The sequence below is a fragment of the Microbacterium sp. genome, assembly GCF_052102115.1.
Lineage (GTDB): Bacteria > Actinomycetota > Actinomycetes > Actinomycetales > Microbacteriaceae > Microbacterium.
In genome coordinates, this window is record NZ_JBQDVP010000045.1 from 1 (window position 1) to 16,437 (window position 16,437).

A 16,437-nucleotide genomic window follows, 5' to 3' on the forward strand; every position below is an offset into this window, starting at 1 on the left:
ATCCCAGAAAAGAGGTGGCCGCCGCTTGACGAAACACTATAGGAGTGTCGTAAATCTACGCAGCACGCGACGCGTGACGTGTACGCCTTCGTGCCTGACGTGCCCGTCGACCGTGAGTGGACTGACCAACTACTTTACGAACGCTACGGGCTGACTGTGAACGAGATAGCCTTCATCGAATCTCAGGTGGCCGAGCATGACGGCACGTTGCTTGATGAGCTGAACGAGTCGACGGACGACATCGATGGGTAGATCCGCCGTCGAGATCTTCGAGCCGAAGCCCGACTCCCGCCTACGCATCTACGCATGGTCATCCGAAGAGGTCGCCGAGCGTTGGCGCGGCTGCTTGAAGGTCGGTCAGACGACACGGCCGGACGTGAACGATCGCATCAAGCAGTCACAGGGCCAGGCGCGGGTCGCCTACACTCTCGAGGTCGACGAGCTGGCAGATCGCGAAGACGGCACGACCTTCACCGATCGGGATGTGCGTCAGCGTCTGCTGGAGAAGGGCTTCGACAATGTCGTCTTCGAGTCGAGCCGTGAGTGGATGCGCTGCACGGCCGATGACGTCCGTGCCGCGATCACGGAACTGCGAGCGGGTAAGAAATACGAGGGCACACGCTTCGCAACCTTTCCGGCGCGCGCCGAGCAACAGGCGGCGGTCGACAAGACCCACGCCTATTTCCAAGACCGCTGGACCCAGGACTCCGACGCCGTCCCCGAGTTCCTCTGGAACGCGAAGATGCGATTCGGGAAGACCTTCACCACGTACCAGCTGGCAAAGAAGCTCGGAGCGAAGCGCGTTCTCGTCATGACCTTCAAGCCGGCCGTTGAGCAGGCGTGGGATACCGACCTCAGGACGCACGTCGATTTCGAAGGCTGGCAGTACCTTTCGCGAGCGACCGGAGGAGACCCGGCATCCGTCGATCCGGAGCATCCGCTCGTGTTCTTCGGCTCGTTTCAGGACTTGATGGGACGCGATGCCGCCGGCAACTTCAAACCCAAGCACAAGTGGCTCACCGAGCTGATGTGGGACCTCGTCGTCTTCGACGAGTATCACTTCGGCGCTTGGCGCGACGCCGCCAAAGAGCTCTTCGAGGGCGAGGACGACGGGAAGAAGGAAGAAAAGCTCGAGTTCTCGGCGGCCGAGCAGACCTTCGCGGAGGAGCGAGAGGAGCAGGGGCTCGACGAAGATGCATTCGTTCCGATCAAAGCATCCGCATATCTCTATCTCTCTGGTACCCCCTTTAAGGTGCTCAACGAGGGCCGGTTCATCGAAGAGCAGATCTTCAACTGGACCTACACCGACGAACAGAGGGCGAAGGCGGAGTTCGCAGCTCAGCATCCAGACGAGCCGAACCCGTACGCGTCACTGCCGGAGATGCGCTTGCTCACGTATCAGATGCCCGACGAGCTCATCGCGGTCGCGAACCAGGGTGAGTTCGACGAGTTCGATCTCAACGCCTTCTTCGAGGCGAAGGGCACGGGCACGGATGCCGAGTTCGTGCACAAGGACGACGTGCAGAAGTGGCTCGACATCATCCGTGGGTCATACTTTCCGACGCAGGTCGACGCGCTGAAGGCCGGCACCAGGCCGCCGTTCCCCTACTCCGACACGCGGCTGCTGCCGTATCTGCAGCATTCGCTGTGGATGCTGCCGCGCACGGCATCCTGCTCGGCGATGGAGAACCTGCTCGCGGACCCGCAGAACGCGTTCTGGCACGACTACGCAGTCGTGAACGTCTCGGCGCTCGGCGTCGGCGTCGGACTCGCCGCGCTGCCGCCCGTGACCGACGCGATCGGCAATGGGCACGACACGAAGACCATCACGCTCACGGTGGGCAAGCTGACCACTGGCGTCACCGTCCCCCAATGGTCCTCGATACTGATGCTGCGCAACCTGCAGGCGCCCGAGACGTACTTTCAGGCGGCGTTCCGCGTGCAGTCGCCGTGGAGTATCCGCAATCCCGATGGCGACGACCCCTCGCGCGAAGAGATCCTCAAGCCGGTGTGCTTCGTATTCGACTTCGCGCCGACGAGGGCGCTGCGACAGATCAGCGAGTACGGGCGAGGTCTCGCGCCCGAGAACCCGAATCCCGAGCGTGCGGTCGAGGAACTCGTATCGTTCCTGCCCGTGCTCGCGTATGACGGTTCGCACATGACGCAGGTGGATGCCGCGGGCATCCTTGACATGGCGATGGCAGGAACATCGGCCACGTTGCTGGCCCGCAAATGGGAGTCGGCTGTGCTCGTCAACGTCGACAACCAGACGTTGAAGAAGATCATGGCGTCGGATGCCGCGATGAACGCGGTGATGAACATCGAAGGCTTCCGCGCGCTGGGGTCTTCGGTGTTCGAAACCGTCGTGAACAAGAGTGAAGCCGTCTCGAAGGTCAAGAAGGAGCGCGGGGACGACATCACGCCTTCTGAGAAGAAGCAGCTGACCGACGAAGAGCGCGAATACAAGTCGAAGCGCAAGCAGATCCAAGAGAAACTGATCAAGTTTGCGACCCGCATTCCGGCTTTCATGTATCTGACCGACTACCGAGAGCACACGCTCAAAGACGTGATCACCAAGATCGAGCCCGACCTGTTCCAGGCGGTCACGGGGCTCACGGTCTCGGACTTCGAGTTGCTCGTCGGGCTGGGCGTGTTCAACTCCGGCCACATGAATCAGGCGGTGTTCGCGTTCCGCCGCTATGAAGACGCGTCGCTGTCGTACACGGGCATCGAGTCGCACGAGGGGCTGCGGCGGTACGGGCTGTACGACACGGTCGTGGCGGTGGAGTGAATCGCGCGCGCCGGCTCAGCGTCGGCCATCCGCCTTGCCCGGATCGAACCATTTGAGGTCCGGGAACCGAGCGAACCCACGATCCCGCGTCGCCAGGTGCGCGCCGTTGGCGAGGCACAGTGCGGCGACGTGCGCGTCGGGTACGAGGCTGCCTCGCACCGCGCCATCGGCCGATGCGAGCAGGTCAAACTTCTCCCACGCTGACGCGCCCTGGCGCAGCCATTCCGTTGTCGGAGCATCCACGAGATGGCGAACGAAGGCGAGAGCTGCTTTCGGCGGAGTCGGCTCCGTGAAGATGCGGGAGTGCGTGACCACGCGCACGAACCCGCTGAGCGTCGTGTCTGCGACGCCGATTCGGTCGGTCCGCAGAGCGCCGTTCAGCCATTCGGCGTAGACATCATGGTCGGAGGAATCGGCGCGAAAGGCGTAGACGAGCACGTTCACGTCGGGCACGAACAGCGTCATGCGCTTTTATCCATCGCGTCCTGGACGGCTTCTTTGTCGTCGAGGTCGACGAGGCTGCCGGATGTCTTCGGCGTATACGTGGGCAGCGGGCCAGGATCAGCTGCGGGCGCTTCGCGCGCGAGATGCTCTCGGAGCGCTTCTTCGAGAAAGCTCGTGAACGTGCGCCCCTCGCGCGCGGCGCGTGACTTGGCCTCACGCGCGAGAGCGTCGGAGAGGTTCAATGTCGTTCGCATACAGATCAGCATACGCTCCAGAGCAGATATCTGCCTCAATGTCGGTGGCCCCTGAGAGTATGAAGTATGGCAACTTTCACCGATGTCACGGAGCTGATCCCCACGCTGGGTGCGCGCCTTGTCGATGGTGATGACGCTGACGTCGCGCAGGCGGCGATGATGCTGATGACGGATACTGAGATCGTCGGCATTCTCGAAGAGTCCGCCGGTATTGCGAAGCAGGTCGAGCAGATTCAGGTGCTGGCGGCTGGAGTCGCCGCGGTGCGCTCGTCGCGCGATCGCGGTCATTCCGGCCTCTCGCAGTCACGTGGCCATCGTTCGGCGGCGTCTTTCGTGCAGAACGTCACGGGATCCACCAAGGCAGAGGCGAATCGCAAGGTGCGCGTGGGCGAGGCGCTGCTCGACGACGAGCCAGACACCGAGCGCGGCACGGAGCAACCAGAAGACGGCCAAGATGAGCAGCAGCGCACGAGCGTACCCTGGTATCAACCGCTGCGCGATGCGCTCCGCGACGGCCGACTGACGTCGGCGCAGTTCGATGCGATCCGGCGAGGACTGGGCGACCCGCCCGAGATCGGCACAGACGACGGCGACGAAAGGGATGCCGAGGCACGAGCGCAGGCGCAAGAAGAAGCGCGCGCGGCATGGGCGCAGGCTGCGGAACACCTCGTAGAGGAGGCGGCCGAGCGCACGGTGGAAGAGCTCTGGCAGCAGGCGCGCACGATCCGCGACCTGCTCGACCCGGAGGGTGCGGAAGCACGGTTCCTGGAGCGCTTCGAGAACCGTTCGTTCCGCATGTTCCGCGGGCACGACGGGCAGAAGCGCGCCTCGATGGTCATCGAGGACGAGGGCGACCTGTTCCTCGAGACGATGATGGCGGCCGCGCTGCGTCCGCGTCGTGGTGGCCCGCGGTTCGTGGATGCTGACGAAAAGGAGCGCGCCGAAGCGCTGACCGACGACGCCCGCACCACCGATCAACTGGCGTACGACCTGATCTTGGATGTCATCCAGGCGGGCGTGCTCGCTGATGCCGAGAACGTGTTCGGCACGCGCCAGGCCGGCGTGCGACTGGTGCAGACGGTGGATGCCGACGGCACCCCCGCTCGCGCCGTTCACAGCGAAGATCACCTCGTCTCGATGCCCGCTGCGGTCGCCGAACAGCGCATCTGCGAGAGCGGATATGTGCCGGTTGCGGTCGATGCGTGCGGAAATCCGCTCGACGTGGGGCGCGAGCAACGCCTGTTCACCACGAAGCAGCGCATCGGACTCGCCATCCGTGACGGTGGTTGCCGGTGGCGCGGCTGTGACCGGCCAGCGTCGTACTGCGAAGCCCATCACATCGATGAATGGGAGCGAGATCAGGGTCGAACAGATATCGATCGCGGAATCCTGCTGTGCCGATATCACCACATGACCCTGCACCACGGCGGATGGCGCATCAGCCGTCGAGGGAAGAGCGACTTCATCCTCCACCACGCGTCGGGGGAGGCTTATGCCATGCGACCGCGCACAGTGCTCAGCTACGCGTGGGGCGGCATCGACCCGCCGCCAAAGCGATTCCGACCAGTGGCGTGAGGAGGCCCGGTCAGGCCGGTTCAGGCCAGGCAGGATCGGGGCAGACCAGGCCGGATCACGTCACCCGCGGTTACGCGGATGCTGCTTCGCGGTGCGCTCGTTGCCGTGCTTGTAATTCCCGGTCCAGCGCGCCATCGCCCCTTGTGGGTCGGTGCGCGCCTCGTCCAAGAACTCCTCGGCGCGGGCGCCGCGGAGGACGGTCGCCTTGCGACCGTGGTGCGTGATCACGACGGTGCCGTCGCCGCGCACCTCGTACTCGAATCCTCGTGCCGTACCCATCAGCTCTCCCCGGTCAGTACCAGCAGCTCACCGACCTCGCAGCGCAGCGCGTCGCAGATCGCTCGCAGTGTCGAGTACCGGATCGCCCGCGCCCGATCATTCTTCAGCACGGACAGGTTCACGATACTCACGCCCACAATCGAGCTCAGCTGCGTGAGCGTCATGCCCCGCTCGGCGAGGAGCTCATCAAGACGGCAGTGGATGCCGGTGTCCTCCTCGTCAGAAGCCGCCGGAGTCATACCAGCCCCTCGGCGTCCTTCTGCAGCGAGGCGCCGCGGCGGAACACGATCGCCAGCACGCCGACCGCGATCGCCGCGACGAACAGCGGGATGCCATCGGCGAACAGCAGCCAATGCTGCTCGTCGAACTCGCCGCCGAGAGCCGCGAACACACCGTTCAACCCCATGTTCTCGAACCACGGACCGACCAGCCCGGCAGCCAGCAGTCCCATCGACATCACGAAGGTGAGGCGCGTGTTCGCCCGGTCGAACAGGATGCCCCGCATGAGCCTGCGGCACACGATGACACCGAGCACAGCGACGGCGATCAGGCACAGCGCTCGCAGCGCGATCGCCAGCACCAGGGACACGACGCTGATCGCGCTGACATCCGCCGCCATGAGGGTCGCCGTCTCGACGATCGCCGGTGCGCCCTCGCCGATCGCCGCGGTGATCTCCTGCGCTGGTATCCGCGTTGTCACGGTTACCGAACCCGCGGTCGCGAACAGCCCGGCGATGCCGCGGATGCTGTCGAACAGCAGCCATCCGATCACCAACGCCCCCACGGCGATCGCGACATTGAAGTCGTTCCGGTCGGCTCTCGCCTGCTTTGCCGCATCCTTGCCGTTCATCACACCAGTCCTTCCGTCTCGCGCTGCAAGCGCTGCCCCACCTCGAACGCGGTCGCCACGAGTGCCAGGGCGATGCCCCAGCCGATCGGGGCGAGGTCCGCTGAAACAAGGAATGCCCAGAACTGCGAAGTGTCTGCACCGGACATCTCCAACCGCTCGACCACTTCAGCGCGTCCGATCCCACCAAGAAACGGACCGATCATCCCCGCGGCGACGAGCGCGATCGCCGCCGTCCCGAGCACCGACGCCATCGAGCGGCGGAACGCCCGCTGCCGGATCAGCGACAACCCCAGCCACCACAGCGACAGGCATACGATCACCGTGGCAACGGTCGGCAGCGCCACCTCGGCGAACAGGAGCCACCGGGCACCCGCATCCAAACTGTCGACGGACACCAGCGACTGCGTGTACTCCGCCGCGGCAATGCCCTCGGCATCCGACAACGAAGCCATCCCCGCTCCGTGCACGGGCAGACTCACGGGAACCGGTGATCCGAAGATCTCGACCCCCGCACCGACCGCCCCCACGACCGACGCGACCCCGATGCTCACCGCGCCCGTCGCCACCAGCCCCAGCGTCACGGCCTCGATCATCGACGGTCGACCATCACGACTTCTCATCACACCCTCCATATCGATATTCGTTGTTATCGATGTTCGTTAACATAACGACTCTCGATAAGCACGTCAACCCTCAGGTATGCCGACGGCGAACACGGCCTTTGGGCGAGCGACAGGTCGTTACTCTCGATGTACAGGCGCTCGCCGCGTCTTCGCCCCCGTGCGATAAGGAGTCACAGCATGTTCGAGAGATTCACCGACCGAGCCCGTCGTGTGGTCGTCCTCGCCCAAGAAGAGGCGAAGATGCTCAACCACAACTACATCGGCACCGAGCACATCCTGCTCGGCCTCATCCACGAGGGCGAGGGCGTCGCAGCCAAGGCCCTCGAGAGCCTCGGCATCTCCCTCGACGCGGTGCGCGAGCAGGTGCAGGACATCATCGGTCAGGGCCAGCAGCAGCCGACCGGCCACATCCCCTTCACCCCGCGTGCCAAGAAGGTGCTCGAGCTGAGCCTGCGCGAAGCCCTCCAGCTCGGCCACAACTACATCGGCACCGAGCACATCCTGCTCGGCCTCATCCGCGAGGGCGAGGGCGTTGCAGCCCAGGTGCTCGTCAAGCTCGGCGCCGACCTGAACAAGGTGCGCCAGCAGGTCATCCAGTTGCTCTCCGGCGCCCCGGGCCGTGAGCCAGCCGCCGTCGGCGCGCAGGCGAACGACGGGCCGCAGGCCGCGCAGGGCGGGTCGGCCGTGCTCGACCAGTTCGGCCGCAACCTCACCCAGGCCGCGCGCGACAACAAGCTCGACCCGGTCATCGGCCGTGAGAAGGAGGCCGAGCGGGTCATGCAGATCCTCTCGCGCCGCTCCAAGAACAACCCTGTCCTGATCGGTGAGCCCGGCGTCGGCAAGACCGCCGTCGTCGAAGGTCTCGCCCAGGCGATCGTCAAGGGCGAAGTCCCCGAGACGCTCAAGGACAAGCAGCTGTACTCCCTCGACCTCGGCTCGCTCATCGCCGGTTCCCGCTACCGCGGCGACTTCGAAGAGCGTCTGAAGAAGGTCACCAAGGAGATCCGCACCCGCGGTGACATCATCGTCTTCATCGACGAGATCCACACCCTCGTCGGTGCGGGCGCGGCCGAGGGCGCGATCGATGCCGCCAGCATCCTCAAGCCTCTCCTCGCCCGCGGTGAGCTCCAGACCATCGGTGCGACCACGATCGACGAGTACCGCAAGCACTTCGAGAAGGATGCTGCGCTGGAGCGCCGCTTCCAACCGGTGCAGGTCAACGAGCCGAGCCTGCCGCACGCGATCAACATCCTGAAGGGTCTGCGCGACCGCTACGAGGCGCACCACAAGGTGCAGATCACCGACGGCGCGCTTGTGTCTGCGGCGAACCTCGCCGACCGCTACGTCTCGGACCGGTTCCTGCCGGACAAGGCCATTGACCTGATCGATGAGGCCGGTGCCCGTCTGCGCCTCAGCATCCTCTCCAGCCCGCCCGAGCTGCGCGAGTTCGACGACAAGATCGCCGATGTCCGCACCCAGAAGGAAGCCGCCTCCGAGGAGCAGGACTTCGAGAAGGCCGCGTCGCTGCGTGACGAGGAGAAGAGCCTCCTCGCCGAGCGTCTGCGCCTCGAGAAGCAGTGGCGCTCCGGCGACGTCGCGACTCAGGCCGTGGTCGATGAGGGCCTGATCGCCGAGGTGCTCGCCCAGGCGACCGGCATCCCGGTCTTCAAGCTCACCGAAGAGGAGTCCAGCCGGCTCGTCTTCATGGAGAAGGCGCTGCACCAGCGCGTCGTCGGTCAGGAAGAGGCCATCGCGGCCCTCTCCCGCACGATCCGTCGCCAGCGCGCCGGCCTCAAGGACCCGAAGCGCCCCTCGGGCTCGTTCATCTTCGCCGGCCCGACCGGTGTCGGAAAGACCGAGCTCGCCAAGGCCCTCGCCGAGTTCCTGTTCGACGACGAGGCCGCGCTCATCTCGCTCGACATGAGCGAGTTCGGTGAGAAGCACACCGTCTCGCGTCTGTTCGGCGCCCCTCCCGGATTCGTCGGATTCGAAGAGGGCGGCCAGCTGACCGAGAAGGTGCGTCGCAAGCCGTTCAGCGTTGTCCTCTTCGACGAGATCGAGAAGGCTCACCCCGACATCTTCAACTCGCTGCTGCAGATCCTCGAAGAGGGTCGCCTCACCGACGGCCAGGGTCGGATCGTTGACTTCAAGAACACGGTCATCATCATGACGACGAACCTCGGATCGTCCGCGATCGCCGGGGGCCCCGTCGGCTTCCAGATCGAGGGCGACGCGCAGACCAGCTACGAGCGGATGAAGGGCAAGGTCGACGAAGAGCTCAAGCGTCACTTCAAGCCCGAGTTCCTCAACCGTGTCGACGACGTCATCGTCTTCCCGCAGCTGTCGAAGGACGAGCTCGTGCAGATCGTGGATCTGTTCGTCAAACGCCTCGGCGAGCGTCTGCTCGACCGCGACATGACGGTGGAGCTCACACAGCTCGCCAAGGAGCGACTCATCGAGATCGGCTTCGACCCGGCGCTCGGCGCCCGTCCGCTGCGTCGTGCGATGCAGCGCGAGATCGAAGACCAGATGTCGGAGAAGATCCTGCACGGCGAGCTCAACCCCGGCGACCACGTGAAGGTGGATGCCGACGGCAGCACCTTCACGTTCGAGATCACCGCTCGCGGCGAGAAGGTCGCGGTCGGCGTCGGTACCGGCGCCGCCATCACCGCGACGCCCGATATCGCAGCGTCTTCGGGCGAGTAGCACCTGATCGACGAATGGGCGGAGGCTTCGGCTTCCGCCCATTCGTCGTTTCTGCGTCCCGCGCCTCGCGTCCGCTCGTTCGTCCGTCCGTCCGGAAACAGCATCGCCACGGCGGCTCCAACCGGAGTTTCACCGGAGTTGTGAAATGCTTGAGCCCGTGAGTTTCACCGTCCGCCCGGCGCGCAGCGCCGACATCACCGGCATCCATGACCTTCTGGCGCCGCTGGTCGATCGACGCATCCTGCTGGGCAAGGATCTTGTGGTGCTTTACGGGGCGGTGCAGGAGTTCGTCGTCGCTGAGATCGACGGGCAGCTCGTCGGATGCGGAGCCCTGCACGTGATGTGGGAGGATCTCGGCGAGATCCGCACCCTGATCGTCCGCGACGACTGGCTGCGCCACGGTGTTGGCCGGGCGATCGTCGAGCAGCTCGAGGTCCGTGCTCGTGAACTCGGCCTCACGCGCTTGTTCTGCCTCACCTTCGAGGTGGACTTCTTCACCCGTCGCGGCTTCGCTCCGATCGGGGAGCAGGTCGTCGACCCGGACGTGTACTCGCAGCTTCTGCGCAGCCCTGACGAGGGTGTCGCAGAGTTCCTCGATCTCGCGCACGTGAAGCCGAACACGCTCGGCAACACCCGGATGCTGAAGAGTCTCTGATGGCCCGCCCGAGCAAGGCCGTCTACCGACGACGACGGCTCGTGTTCTTCTCCGCGATCATCCTGGTGGCCGCGGTGATCGGCGTCGGCATATGGCTTCTCATCGCGCAGCCGTGGGCGGATGCGGCCACGCCAAAGCCGTCGCCGAGTCCGACGGCCTCGGCATCCGGGACGCCGACGCCGGATGCGAGCGCGGACGCTTCGCCCAGCCCCGAGCCGACCGATGGTGAGGCCGCCCCGGCGCCGTGCAACGCCCCCGACATCGCCGTCGAAGCCATCACCGATGCCGATACCTACGCCGCGGGAGAGCTGCCGGAGCTGTCGATCTCACTGACGAACAACGGCGCGGCCGCGTGCACGCTCGATGTCGGATCGGCCACCCAGTCGTTCAAAATCACCAGCGGCGACGATGAGTGGTGGCGTTCGTCCGATTGCCAGGAGAAGCCCAACAACATGGTCGTGACCCTCGAAGCGGGTCAGAATGTCACCAGCGCAGAGCCGGTGACGTGGGATCGCACCCGTTCGGACGTCTCCACCTGCGATGACGAGAACCGTCCGCTGGCACCCGCCGGCGGGTCCTCCTACCACGTCGCCGTGTCCATCGGTGGCTTCGAAGCCACCAGCAGCCGACAGATTCTTCTGTACTAGAGCCCCGGCGAACCTTTGGGATACCATCGAGTCGTTCTCGGCACTATGCCGGCGATGGCCATCCCCAGTGGCATCTGTTCAGCGTCCCCAGCGCTTTGACGTTCGCCGGTCGAGAGCATGCGGGCCCTTTTGAGTACTCCAGTCCCCATTGGAACACTCGAAAGGGCCCCACTTATGCTGGAAGACATGGCAGCGAAGAAGTCGAAGTCCGCGGGTGCGCCCGATCCTGAAGAGTTCCGTTCCGAGGCTCTTGCGCAGGCGCTGGGGAAGCAGGATGTCGCGGCTGTCGCCCTGGCTCTGCGCCACGGGAACACGGTCGTCCCGCTCCTGCATGCCGGCGACCGCGACAACCCGCTCGACAGCGGCGAGGTATGGACGTTCCGCGATCCGAACACGGGCGACGTCGCCCTGCTGCTGTTCAGTGACGCGAAGAACAAGCCCGCGAACCTGCCGCCGGGCGTGGGGATCTACTCGCCGGAGTGGTTGCAGAAGTTCCTCACCACGCACCGCGAGACGATCACGACGGTATTCCTCGACATCGCGGGCCCGCACCCGATGCAGGCGTCGCCGGACGAGCTGTTGAAGGCGCTGGGGGCGTAGGTCCCCGACAGCTCAGAACGGCGGGATGTCGTCTTCGGGGCGACGGGAGGTGCCGCGCGCACGCACATCGCCGAGCGCTGCCTTCAGCGTTCCTGATCGCTCGTCGATCACCTGCGCGTAGCCGAGCCGGGCGGCCTCGGAGCGCCGCTGCGCGGCCTGCGTCACCGCCCGCACTTCGCCCGCCAGGCTCAGCTCGCCGACGGCGGCGACGGTCCGCGGGACGGACACGTGCCGGATCGACCCCGCCACCGCGATCGCGATCGCCAGGTCTGCGGCGGGTTCGGTGAAGCGCACACCGCCGACAGTGGACACGTAGACGTCGAGCGCACCGGTGGGGATGCCGGCCCGTTTCTCCAGCACAGCGAGCACCATCGCCACGCGCGCGGAATCCAACCCCGACACCACGCGGCGCGGGTTCGGCGCCGCAGCAGTGACGGTCAGCGCCTGCACCTCGACGGGCAGGGCGCGCCGCCCCTCCATCGCGATGGCGACGCACGTGCCCGGCTCGGTCGAACCGTGGCCGAGGAAGAGACCCGAGGGGTCGGGCACCTCGGCGATGCCGTCACCAGTCATCTCGAAGCACCCCACCTCATCGGTCGGGCCGAAGCGGTTCTTCAGCGCCCGGATGAACCGCAGCGCCGTCTGCCGGTCGCCTTCGAAGTGGCAGACGACGTCGACGAGGTGCTCGAGGATCCTCGGCCCGGCGACCTGGCCGTCTTTGGTGACATGGCCGACGATGATGATCGGCAGGCTCCGCTCCTTGGCCACCCGGATGAGCGTCGCGGCCACCTCGCGCACCTGGCTGGGCTGACCGGCGGCGCCGTCGGACAGCGAAGACGCCACAGTCTGCACCGAGTCGACGATCACGAGTTCTGGCTTCACCTCGTCGATGTGCCCGAGGATGGTGGCGAGGTCGGTCTCACTCGCCAAGTACAGCTCGTCGTGCAGGGCACCGGTGCGTTCGGCGCGCAATCGTACCTGCGCCTGAGACTCTTCCCCGCTCGCGTACAGCACACGACGCCCGCCGCGCGCGGCCTGCGCCGCGACCTCGAGCAGCAGCGTCGACTTGCCGACTCCTGGTTCGCCGCTGAGCAGAATGGCCGCACCCGGCACGATGCCGCCGCCGAGCACACGATCGAACTCGCCGACGCCGCTGGTGCGCCGCGGCGTCTCGACCGTGCTGATCTGCGTGATCGGGCGAGCAGCGCGATCGGCTCCGGGAACGATCGGGCTCACCTGCCGAACGATGCCGGTCTTCGCGGCCTGCTCCTGCACCGTGCCCCACTGCTGGCACTCGCCGCAGCGGCCGACCCACTTCGATGTCGTCCACCCGCATTCGGTGCACACGAACGCGGGGGGAGCGGGACGACGTGTTGCCATGTAGCAAGGCTATCGACGGCATCCGACATCCCTATCACCGAGACGGGTGTTCCGGCCATCGGGCGAGCACGGGCGCGGGATACTGGAATCAACGCCAATGACGTCTCGTCTGCGGGCTGATTCTTCGGCCCACTTCCGGGTGCACGCGGTGCACCTTCGAGAGAAGGAGTCCTCCGATGGAGTGGCTTGATCCACTTGCGCTGGCCAGGTGGCAGTTCGGTCTCACGACCATCTACCACTATCTGTTCGTGCCGCTGACGATCGGCATGGCGCTGGCCGCCGCGATATTCCAGACCGCGTGGGTACGAACGGCAAAGGTCCACTACCTGCACCTGACCCGGTTCTTCGGCAAGATCTTCCTGATCAACTTCGCCATGGGCGTGGTGACCGGCATCGTGCAGGAGTTCCAGTTCGGCATGAACTGGTCGGACTACTCCCGCTTCGTCGGCGACGTCTTCGGCGCCCCGCTCGCCTTCGAGGGGCTGCTGGCCTTCTTCTTCGAGGCCACGTTCATCGGCGTCTGGATATTCGGCTGGGACAAACTACCCCGCAAGCTCCACCTCATGAGCATCTGGTTCGTCGCGATCGGCAGCATCCTGTCGGCCTACTTCATCATCGCGGCCAACGCGTTCATGCAGAACCCGGTCGGGTACGAGTACAACCCCGTCACCAACCGTGCCGAACTCGTCGACATCTGGGCGCTGCTGACGAACCCCGTCGCGCTCGCCGCGTTCCCGCACACGATCTTCGGCGCGTTCATGTTCGCCGCCGGTGTCATCATCTCGGTATCGGCCTGGCACCTCTACCGCGGCCAGCACCTCGACACGATGCGCATCTCGATGAAGTTCGGCCTGTGGTCGATGCTGGTCTCCACCGCGGGGGTCGCCCTCACCGGCGACCAGCTGGGCCTGGCGATGTACGCGGCCCAGCCGATGAAGATGGCCGCGGCCGAGGCCACGTTCGATACGGTGTGCGGGGCGGATGCCTCGTTCAGCCTGTTCACCCTCGGCACGCCGGACGGCTCGTCGGAGCTGTTCTCCATTCGCGTGCCGTACCTGCTCTCGCTGCTGTCGACGCACTCCCTCGATGCGTGCGTGCACGGTATCAACGATCTGAACGCCGAGTATGCCGTCCAGTTCGCCGACCTCGGCATCGACAACTTCGCCCCGGTGCTCTGGATCACCTACTGGGCGTTCCGCTGGATGATCGGCCTGGGCATGCTGCACGCCTTCATCGCTCTCGTGGGGCTCTGGGTGACCCGCAAGAACGCGAAGAAGCCGGTCGCCAAGTGGATGTGGAAGATCGCGATCTGGTCGTTCCCGCTCGCCCTGTTCGCGAACATCGTCGGATGGGTGTTCACCGAGATGGGGCGCCAACCCTGGCTCGTGTTCGGCCTGATGAGCACCCGCGACGGAGTCTCGCCGGGAACCTCGGGGCTGGAAGTGCTCATCTCGCTGATCGCCTTCACCGTGATCTACGCCGCTCTCGCCGTCGTCGAGATCCGACTGATCGTGAAGGCCGCCCAGACGGGGCCCGACACCACCGAGACCCACGACGAGGCGGCACCCGCGCCGTCGGCCGTCTACTGATCGGGAGGATGGGAAATGGATCTGGCAACACTCTGGTTCGGCATCATCGCCTTCCTCTTCGTCGGCTATTTCGTGCTCGACGGGTTCGACTTCGGCGTCGGCATGTCGCTGCCCTTCCTCGGCGGCGTCGGAAAGAACCGCGATGACGTCACACGCCGGCAGATCATCAACACGATCGGTCCGGTCTGGGACCTCAACGAGACCTGGCTCATCGTGGCCGGGGCCTGCTTGTTCGCGTCGTTCCCCGAGTGGTACGCGTCGCTGTTCAGCGGCTTCTATCTGCCGCTGCTGGTGATCCTGCTCACGCTCATCCTGCGCGGCGTCTCGTTCGAGTACCGCCACCAGGGGACGACCGAGCAGTGGAAGACCGGCTTCGACCGGATGATCGTCATCGGGTCGGCCGTGCCCGCTTTTCTCTGGGGCGTCGCGTTCGCGAACATCATCCAGGGCGTGGCGCTCGACGAGAACCACATCTACGTCGGGAGCGTCTTCGACCTGCTGAACCCCTACGGGCTGCTGGGCGGACTCACGACCCTGCTGCTGTTCTTCACGCACGGGGCGACGTTCGTGGCGCTCAAGACCGACGGAAAGCTGCGGAAGGATGCTCGCCGCCTCGCGCTTCGCGCCGGACTCGTGACCCTGGTGATCGCCGCCGCCTTCCTGGTGTGGACGGTCATCGCGCACTTCTCGATCGTCGTGCTGGCGCTCGCTGCGCTCGCCGCGGTGTCGCTGGTGCTGTCGATCGTGTCGAACCTGCGCGGGCGTGAAGGCTGGGCGTTCGCGTTCGGTGCCGCCACTACGCTGTTCGCCGTGGTGACGCTGTTCGCCGCCCTGTTCCCGAACGTGCTGCCCTCGACGATCGACCCGGCGTTCAGCCTCACGATCGAGAACGCCTCGAGCACGGAGTACACGCTGCAGATCATGACCTGGACGGCACTGGTCGCCCTGCCGCTGGTGCTGCTGTACCAGGGGTGGACATACTGGGTGTTCCGCAAGCGCATCACCCGCGCGTCGATCGAGGGAGCACCGGCCCACGCGTGAAACCCGTTGATCCGCGTCTTCTGAAGTACGCCGGCGCCGCGCGAGGATTCTTCGTTCTCGCAGCGGTCATCGGCGTGCTCCAGACCGCGGTGGTCATCGCGTTCGCCTGGTTCCTGACGGATGCCGTCACCGGCGCCCTCGCCGGGCGCTCAGTGGCATCGTCACTCGGGTGGATGCTGGGGCTCGCACTGCTGCGCGGCATTCTGATCGCCGCATCTGATTTCGCTGGCATGCGTGCAGCGGCGGTGACCGGGACGCAACTGCGCCGGTCGCTGATCCGTGCCGTAGGCCGCCTCGGCCCGGGGTGGCTGGCATCGCGCAACCGGGCGTCGCTCGCCGTGACTGCTGGCCACGGGCTCGAGGCGCTGGACCAGTACTTCGCGAAGTATCTGCCGCAGCTGGTGCTCACGATCATCGCGACGCCGGTGATCGTCGTGGTGATGTGGTGGCAGGACTGGCCGAGCGGTCTGACCGCGGTGATCACGCTGCCGCTGATCCCGATCTTCATGATCCTGATCGGCATCGCGACGCGCACGGTGCAGCGCAAGCAATGGCAGACGCTGCAGCGCCTGGCCGCGCGATTCGCCGACACCGTGCAGGGGCTCGCGACGCTGCGGCTGTTCGGTCGCGAACGTCGGGCCGCATCGCAGATCGAGGTCACAGCCGATCAGTACCGCCGCGAGACGATGAAGGTGCTGCGGTACTCGTTCCTGTCCGGTTTCGCGATGGAGTTGCTGTCGTCGCTCGCCGTCGCGCTGATCGCCGTGGCGGTCGGGTTCCGACTGCTCGCGGGAGACATGTCGCTCGAGGTCGGGCTGTTCGTGCTGCTGCTCGCGCCGGAAGCGTTCCTGCCGATCCGGCAGGTCGGCGTGCAGTTCCACGCCGCGTCAGAGGGGGTCGCGGCGACTGAAGACGTGTTCGCGGTGCTGGATGAGGGTTTGGCTTCGACTCGCCTGCGGCTCGCTCAACCCGTTTCGTCTGCGTCGCTGCGCGACTCCGCTCA

At 65.7% G+C, this 16,437-nt stretch carries 17 protein-coding genes; 10 read left to right on the top strand and 7 right to left on the bottom strand.

Annotation, left to right across the window (positions count from 1 at the left end; translation table 11 throughout):
* Nucleotides 1–78 precede the first annotated feature (78 nt).
* A complete protein-coding gene (locus ACTICP_RS12670; RefSeq protein ID WP_441892890.1) occupies nucleotides 79–252 on the top strand; it encodes a hypothetical protein in 174 nt (57 codons plus the stop codon).
* Nucleotides 245–2,791, top strand: a complete 2,547-nt coding sequence (locus ACTICP_RS12675) for a GIY-YIG nuclease family protein (protein WP_441892892.1) — start codon at nucleotides 245–247, stop codon at nucleotides 2,789–2,791. The genes ACTICP_RS12670 and ACTICP_RS12675 overlap by 8 nt, the downstream gene beginning before the upstream one ends.
* 15 nt (nucleotides 2,792–2,806) lie before the next feature.
* On the opposite strand, the gene ACTICP_RS12680 is transcribed toward ACTICP_RS12675, so the two are convergent.
* A complete protein-coding gene (locus tag ACTICP_RS12680; RefSeq protein WP_441892894.1) occupies nucleotides 2,807–3,256 on the bottom strand; it encodes a TA system VapC family ribonuclease toxin in 450 nt (149 codons plus the stop codon).
* On the bottom strand, nucleotides 3,253–3,489 hold the full coding sequence (locus tag ACTICP_RS12685) for a CopG family transcriptional regulator (RefSeq protein WP_441892896.1): 237 nt from the start codon (nucleotides 3,487–3,489) through the stop codon (nucleotides 3,253–3,255). Before ACTICP_RS12685 ends, ACTICP_RS12680 begins: the two co-directional genes overlap by 4 nt.
* Nucleotides 3,490–3,555: 66 nt before the next feature.
* Here ACTICP_RS12685 and ACTICP_RS12690 point away from each other — a divergent pair, with 66 nt between their 5' ends.
* A complete protein-coding gene (locus tag ACTICP_RS12690; protein ID WP_441892898.1) occupies nucleotides 3,556–5,064 on the top strand; it encodes an HNH endonuclease signature motif containing protein in 1,509 nt (502 codons plus the stop codon).
* A 60-nt stretch (nucleotides 5,065–5,124) separates the two neighbouring features.
* On the opposite strand, the gene ACTICP_RS12695 is transcribed toward ACTICP_RS12690, so the two are convergent.
* From ACTICP_RS12695 to ACTICP_RS12710, 4 genes are read right to left on the bottom strand one after another with little or no spacing between them, the layout of a single operon-like run.
* Nucleotides 5,125–5,343: a hypothetical protein gene (locus ACTICP_RS12695; RefSeq protein WP_441892900.1), complete on the bottom strand. Its 219-nt coding sequence runs from the start codon at nucleotides 5,341–5,343 to the stop codon at nucleotides 5,125–5,127.
* Nucleotides 5,343–5,582 (bottom strand): helix-turn-helix domain-containing protein, encoded by a 240-nt coding sequence (locus ACTICP_RS12700; RefSeq protein WP_441892902.1) that lies wholly within the window; start codon nucleotides 5,580–5,582, stop codon nucleotides 5,343–5,345. Before ACTICP_RS12700 ends, ACTICP_RS12695 begins: the two co-directional genes overlap by 1 nt.
* On the bottom strand, nucleotides 5,579–6,193 hold the full coding sequence (locus tag ACTICP_RS12705; RefSeq protein WP_441892904.1) for a hypothetical protein: 615 nt from the start codon (nucleotides 6,191–6,193) through the stop codon (nucleotides 5,579–5,581). Before ACTICP_RS12705 ends, ACTICP_RS12700 begins: the two co-directional genes overlap by 4 nt.
* A complete protein-coding gene (locus ACTICP_RS12710; protein ID WP_441892906.1) occupies nucleotides 6,193–6,813 on the bottom strand; it encodes a hypothetical protein in 621 nt (206 codons plus the stop codon). The genes ACTICP_RS12705 and ACTICP_RS12710 overlap by 1 nt, the downstream gene beginning before the upstream one ends.
* Nucleotides 6,814–6,993: 180 nt before the next feature.
* On the opposite strand from ACTICP_RS12710, the gene ACTICP_RS12715 reads away from it, so the two are divergent.
* The 4 genes from ACTICP_RS12715 to ACTICP_RS12730 all read left to right on the top strand — a co-directional run bounded on the left by ACTICP_RS12715 (nucleotide 6,994) and on the right by ACTICP_RS12730 (nucleotide 11,424).
* Complete coding sequence (locus ACTICP_RS12715) at nucleotides 6,994–9,522, top strand: ATP-dependent Clp protease ATP-binding subunit (protein WP_441892908.1); 2,529 nt, start codon at nucleotides 6,994–6,996, stop codon at nucleotides 9,520–9,522.
* A gap of 145 nt (nucleotides 9,523–9,667) precedes the next feature.
* Entirely contained in the window at nucleotides 9,668–10,177 is a 510-nt protein-coding gene (locus ACTICP_RS12720) for an amino-acid N-acetyltransferase (RefSeq protein WP_441892910.1), read from the top strand.
* The gene (locus ACTICP_RS12725) at nucleotides 10,177–10,824 is read left to right on the top strand and encodes a hypothetical protein (protein ID WP_441892912.1); all 648 of its coding nucleotides are present in this window, start codon (nucleotides 10,177–10,179) and stop codon (nucleotides 10,822–10,824) included. The genes ACTICP_RS12720 and ACTICP_RS12725 overlap by 1 nt, the downstream gene beginning before the upstream one ends.
* Nucleotides 10,825–11,010: 186 nt before the next feature.
* Nucleotides 11,011–11,424 carry a dehydrogenase gene (locus tag ACTICP_RS12730; protein WP_441892914.1) on the top strand — a complete coding sequence of 138 codons (414 nt, stop codon included), beginning with the start codon at nucleotides 11,011–11,013 and terminating at the stop codon, nucleotides 11,422–11,424.
* 12 nt (nucleotides 11,425–11,436) lie between these two features.
* On the opposite strand, the gene radA is transcribed toward ACTICP_RS12730, so the two are convergent.
* A complete protein-coding gene (radA, locus tag ACTICP_RS12735) occupies nucleotides 11,437–12,804 on the bottom strand; it encodes a DNA repair protein RadA (RefSeq protein ID WP_441892916.1) in 1,368 nt (455 codons plus the stop codon).
* 176 nt (nucleotides 12,805–12,980) lie between these two features.
* Between radA and ACTICP_RS12740 the strand changes: the two genes are divergently transcribed.
* The 3 genes from ACTICP_RS12740 to ACTICP_RS12750 all read left to right on the top strand — a co-directional run.
* Nucleotides 12,981–14,393, top strand: a complete 1,413-nt coding sequence (locus tag ACTICP_RS12740; protein ID WP_441892918.1) for a cytochrome ubiquinol oxidase subunit I — start codon at nucleotides 12,981–12,983, stop codon at nucleotides 14,391–14,393.
* 15 nt (nucleotides 14,394–14,408) lie between these two features.
* Complete coding sequence (cydB, locus tag ACTICP_RS12745) at nucleotides 14,409–15,434, top strand: cytochrome d ubiquinol oxidase subunit II (RefSeq protein ID WP_441892920.1); 1,026 nt, start codon at nucleotides 14,409–14,411, stop codon at nucleotides 15,432–15,434.
* Nucleotides 15,431–16,437 (top strand): ABC transporter ATP-binding protein/permease (locus ACTICP_RS12750; protein ID WP_441892922.1); only part of this gene is annotated, 1,007 nt, incomplete at its 3' end. The genes cydB and ACTICP_RS12750, both read left to right, overlap by 4 nt.

Bases quoted from the DNA above. Each gene is read 5' to 3' on its own strand.
- ACTICP_RS12675 (WP_441892892.1), top strand. From the start codon at position 245: ATGGGTAGATCCGCCGTCGAGATCTTCGAGCCGAAGCCCGACTCCCGC.
- ACTICP_RS12680 (WP_441892894.1), bottom strand. From the start codon at position 3,256: ATGACGCTGTTCGTGCCCGACGTGAACGTGCTCGTCTACGCCTTTCGC.
- ACTICP_RS12685 (WP_441892896.1), bottom strand. From the start codon at position 3,489: ATGCGAACGACATTGAACCTCTCCGACGCTCTCGCGCGTGAGGCCAAG.
- ACTICP_RS12690 (WP_441892898.1), top strand. From the start codon at position 3,556: ATGGCAACTTTCACCGATGTCACGGAGCTGATCCCCACGCTGGGTGCG.
- ACTICP_RS12695 (WP_441892900.1), bottom strand. From the start codon at position 5,343: ATGGGTACGGCACGAGGATTCGAGTACGAGGTGCGCGGCGACGGCACC.
- ACTICP_RS12700 (WP_441892902.1), bottom strand. From the start codon at position 5,582: ATGACTCCGGCGGCTTCTGACGAGGAGGACACCGGCATCCACTGCCGT.
- ACTICP_RS12705 (WP_441892904.1), bottom strand. From the start codon at position 6,193: ATGAACGGCAAGGATGCGGCAAAGCAGGCGAGAGCCGACCGGAACGAC.
- ACTICP_RS12710 (WP_441892906.1), bottom strand. From the start codon at position 6,813: ATGAGAAGTCGTGATGGTCGACCGTCGATGATCGAGGCCGTGACGCTG.
- ACTICP_RS12715 (WP_441892908.1), top strand. From the start codon at position 6,994: ATGTTCGAGAGATTCACCGACCGAGCCCGTCGTGTGGTCGTCCTCGCC.
- ACTICP_RS12720 (WP_441892910.1), top strand. From the start codon at position 9,668: ATGCTTGAGCCCGTGAGTTTCACCGTCCGCCCGGCGCGCAGCGCCGAC.
- ACTICP_RS12725 (WP_441892912.1), top strand. From the start codon at position 10,177: ATGGCCCGCCCGAGCAAGGCCGTCTACCGACGACGACGGCTCGTGTTC.
- ACTICP_RS12730 (WP_441892914.1), top strand. From the start codon at position 11,011: ATGGCAGCGAAGAAGTCGAAGTCCGCGGGTGCGCCCGATCCTGAAGAG.
- radA (WP_441892916.1), bottom strand. From the start codon at position 12,804: ATGGCAACACGTCGTCCCGCTCCCCCCGCGTTCGTGTGCACCGAATGC.
- ACTICP_RS12740 (WP_441892918.1), top strand. From the start codon at position 12,981: ATGGAGTGGCTTGATCCACTTGCGCTGGCCAGGTGGCAGTTCGGTCTC.
- cydB (WP_441892920.1), top strand. From the start codon at position 14,409: ATGGATCTGGCAACACTCTGGTTCGGCATCATCGCCTTCCTCTTCGTC.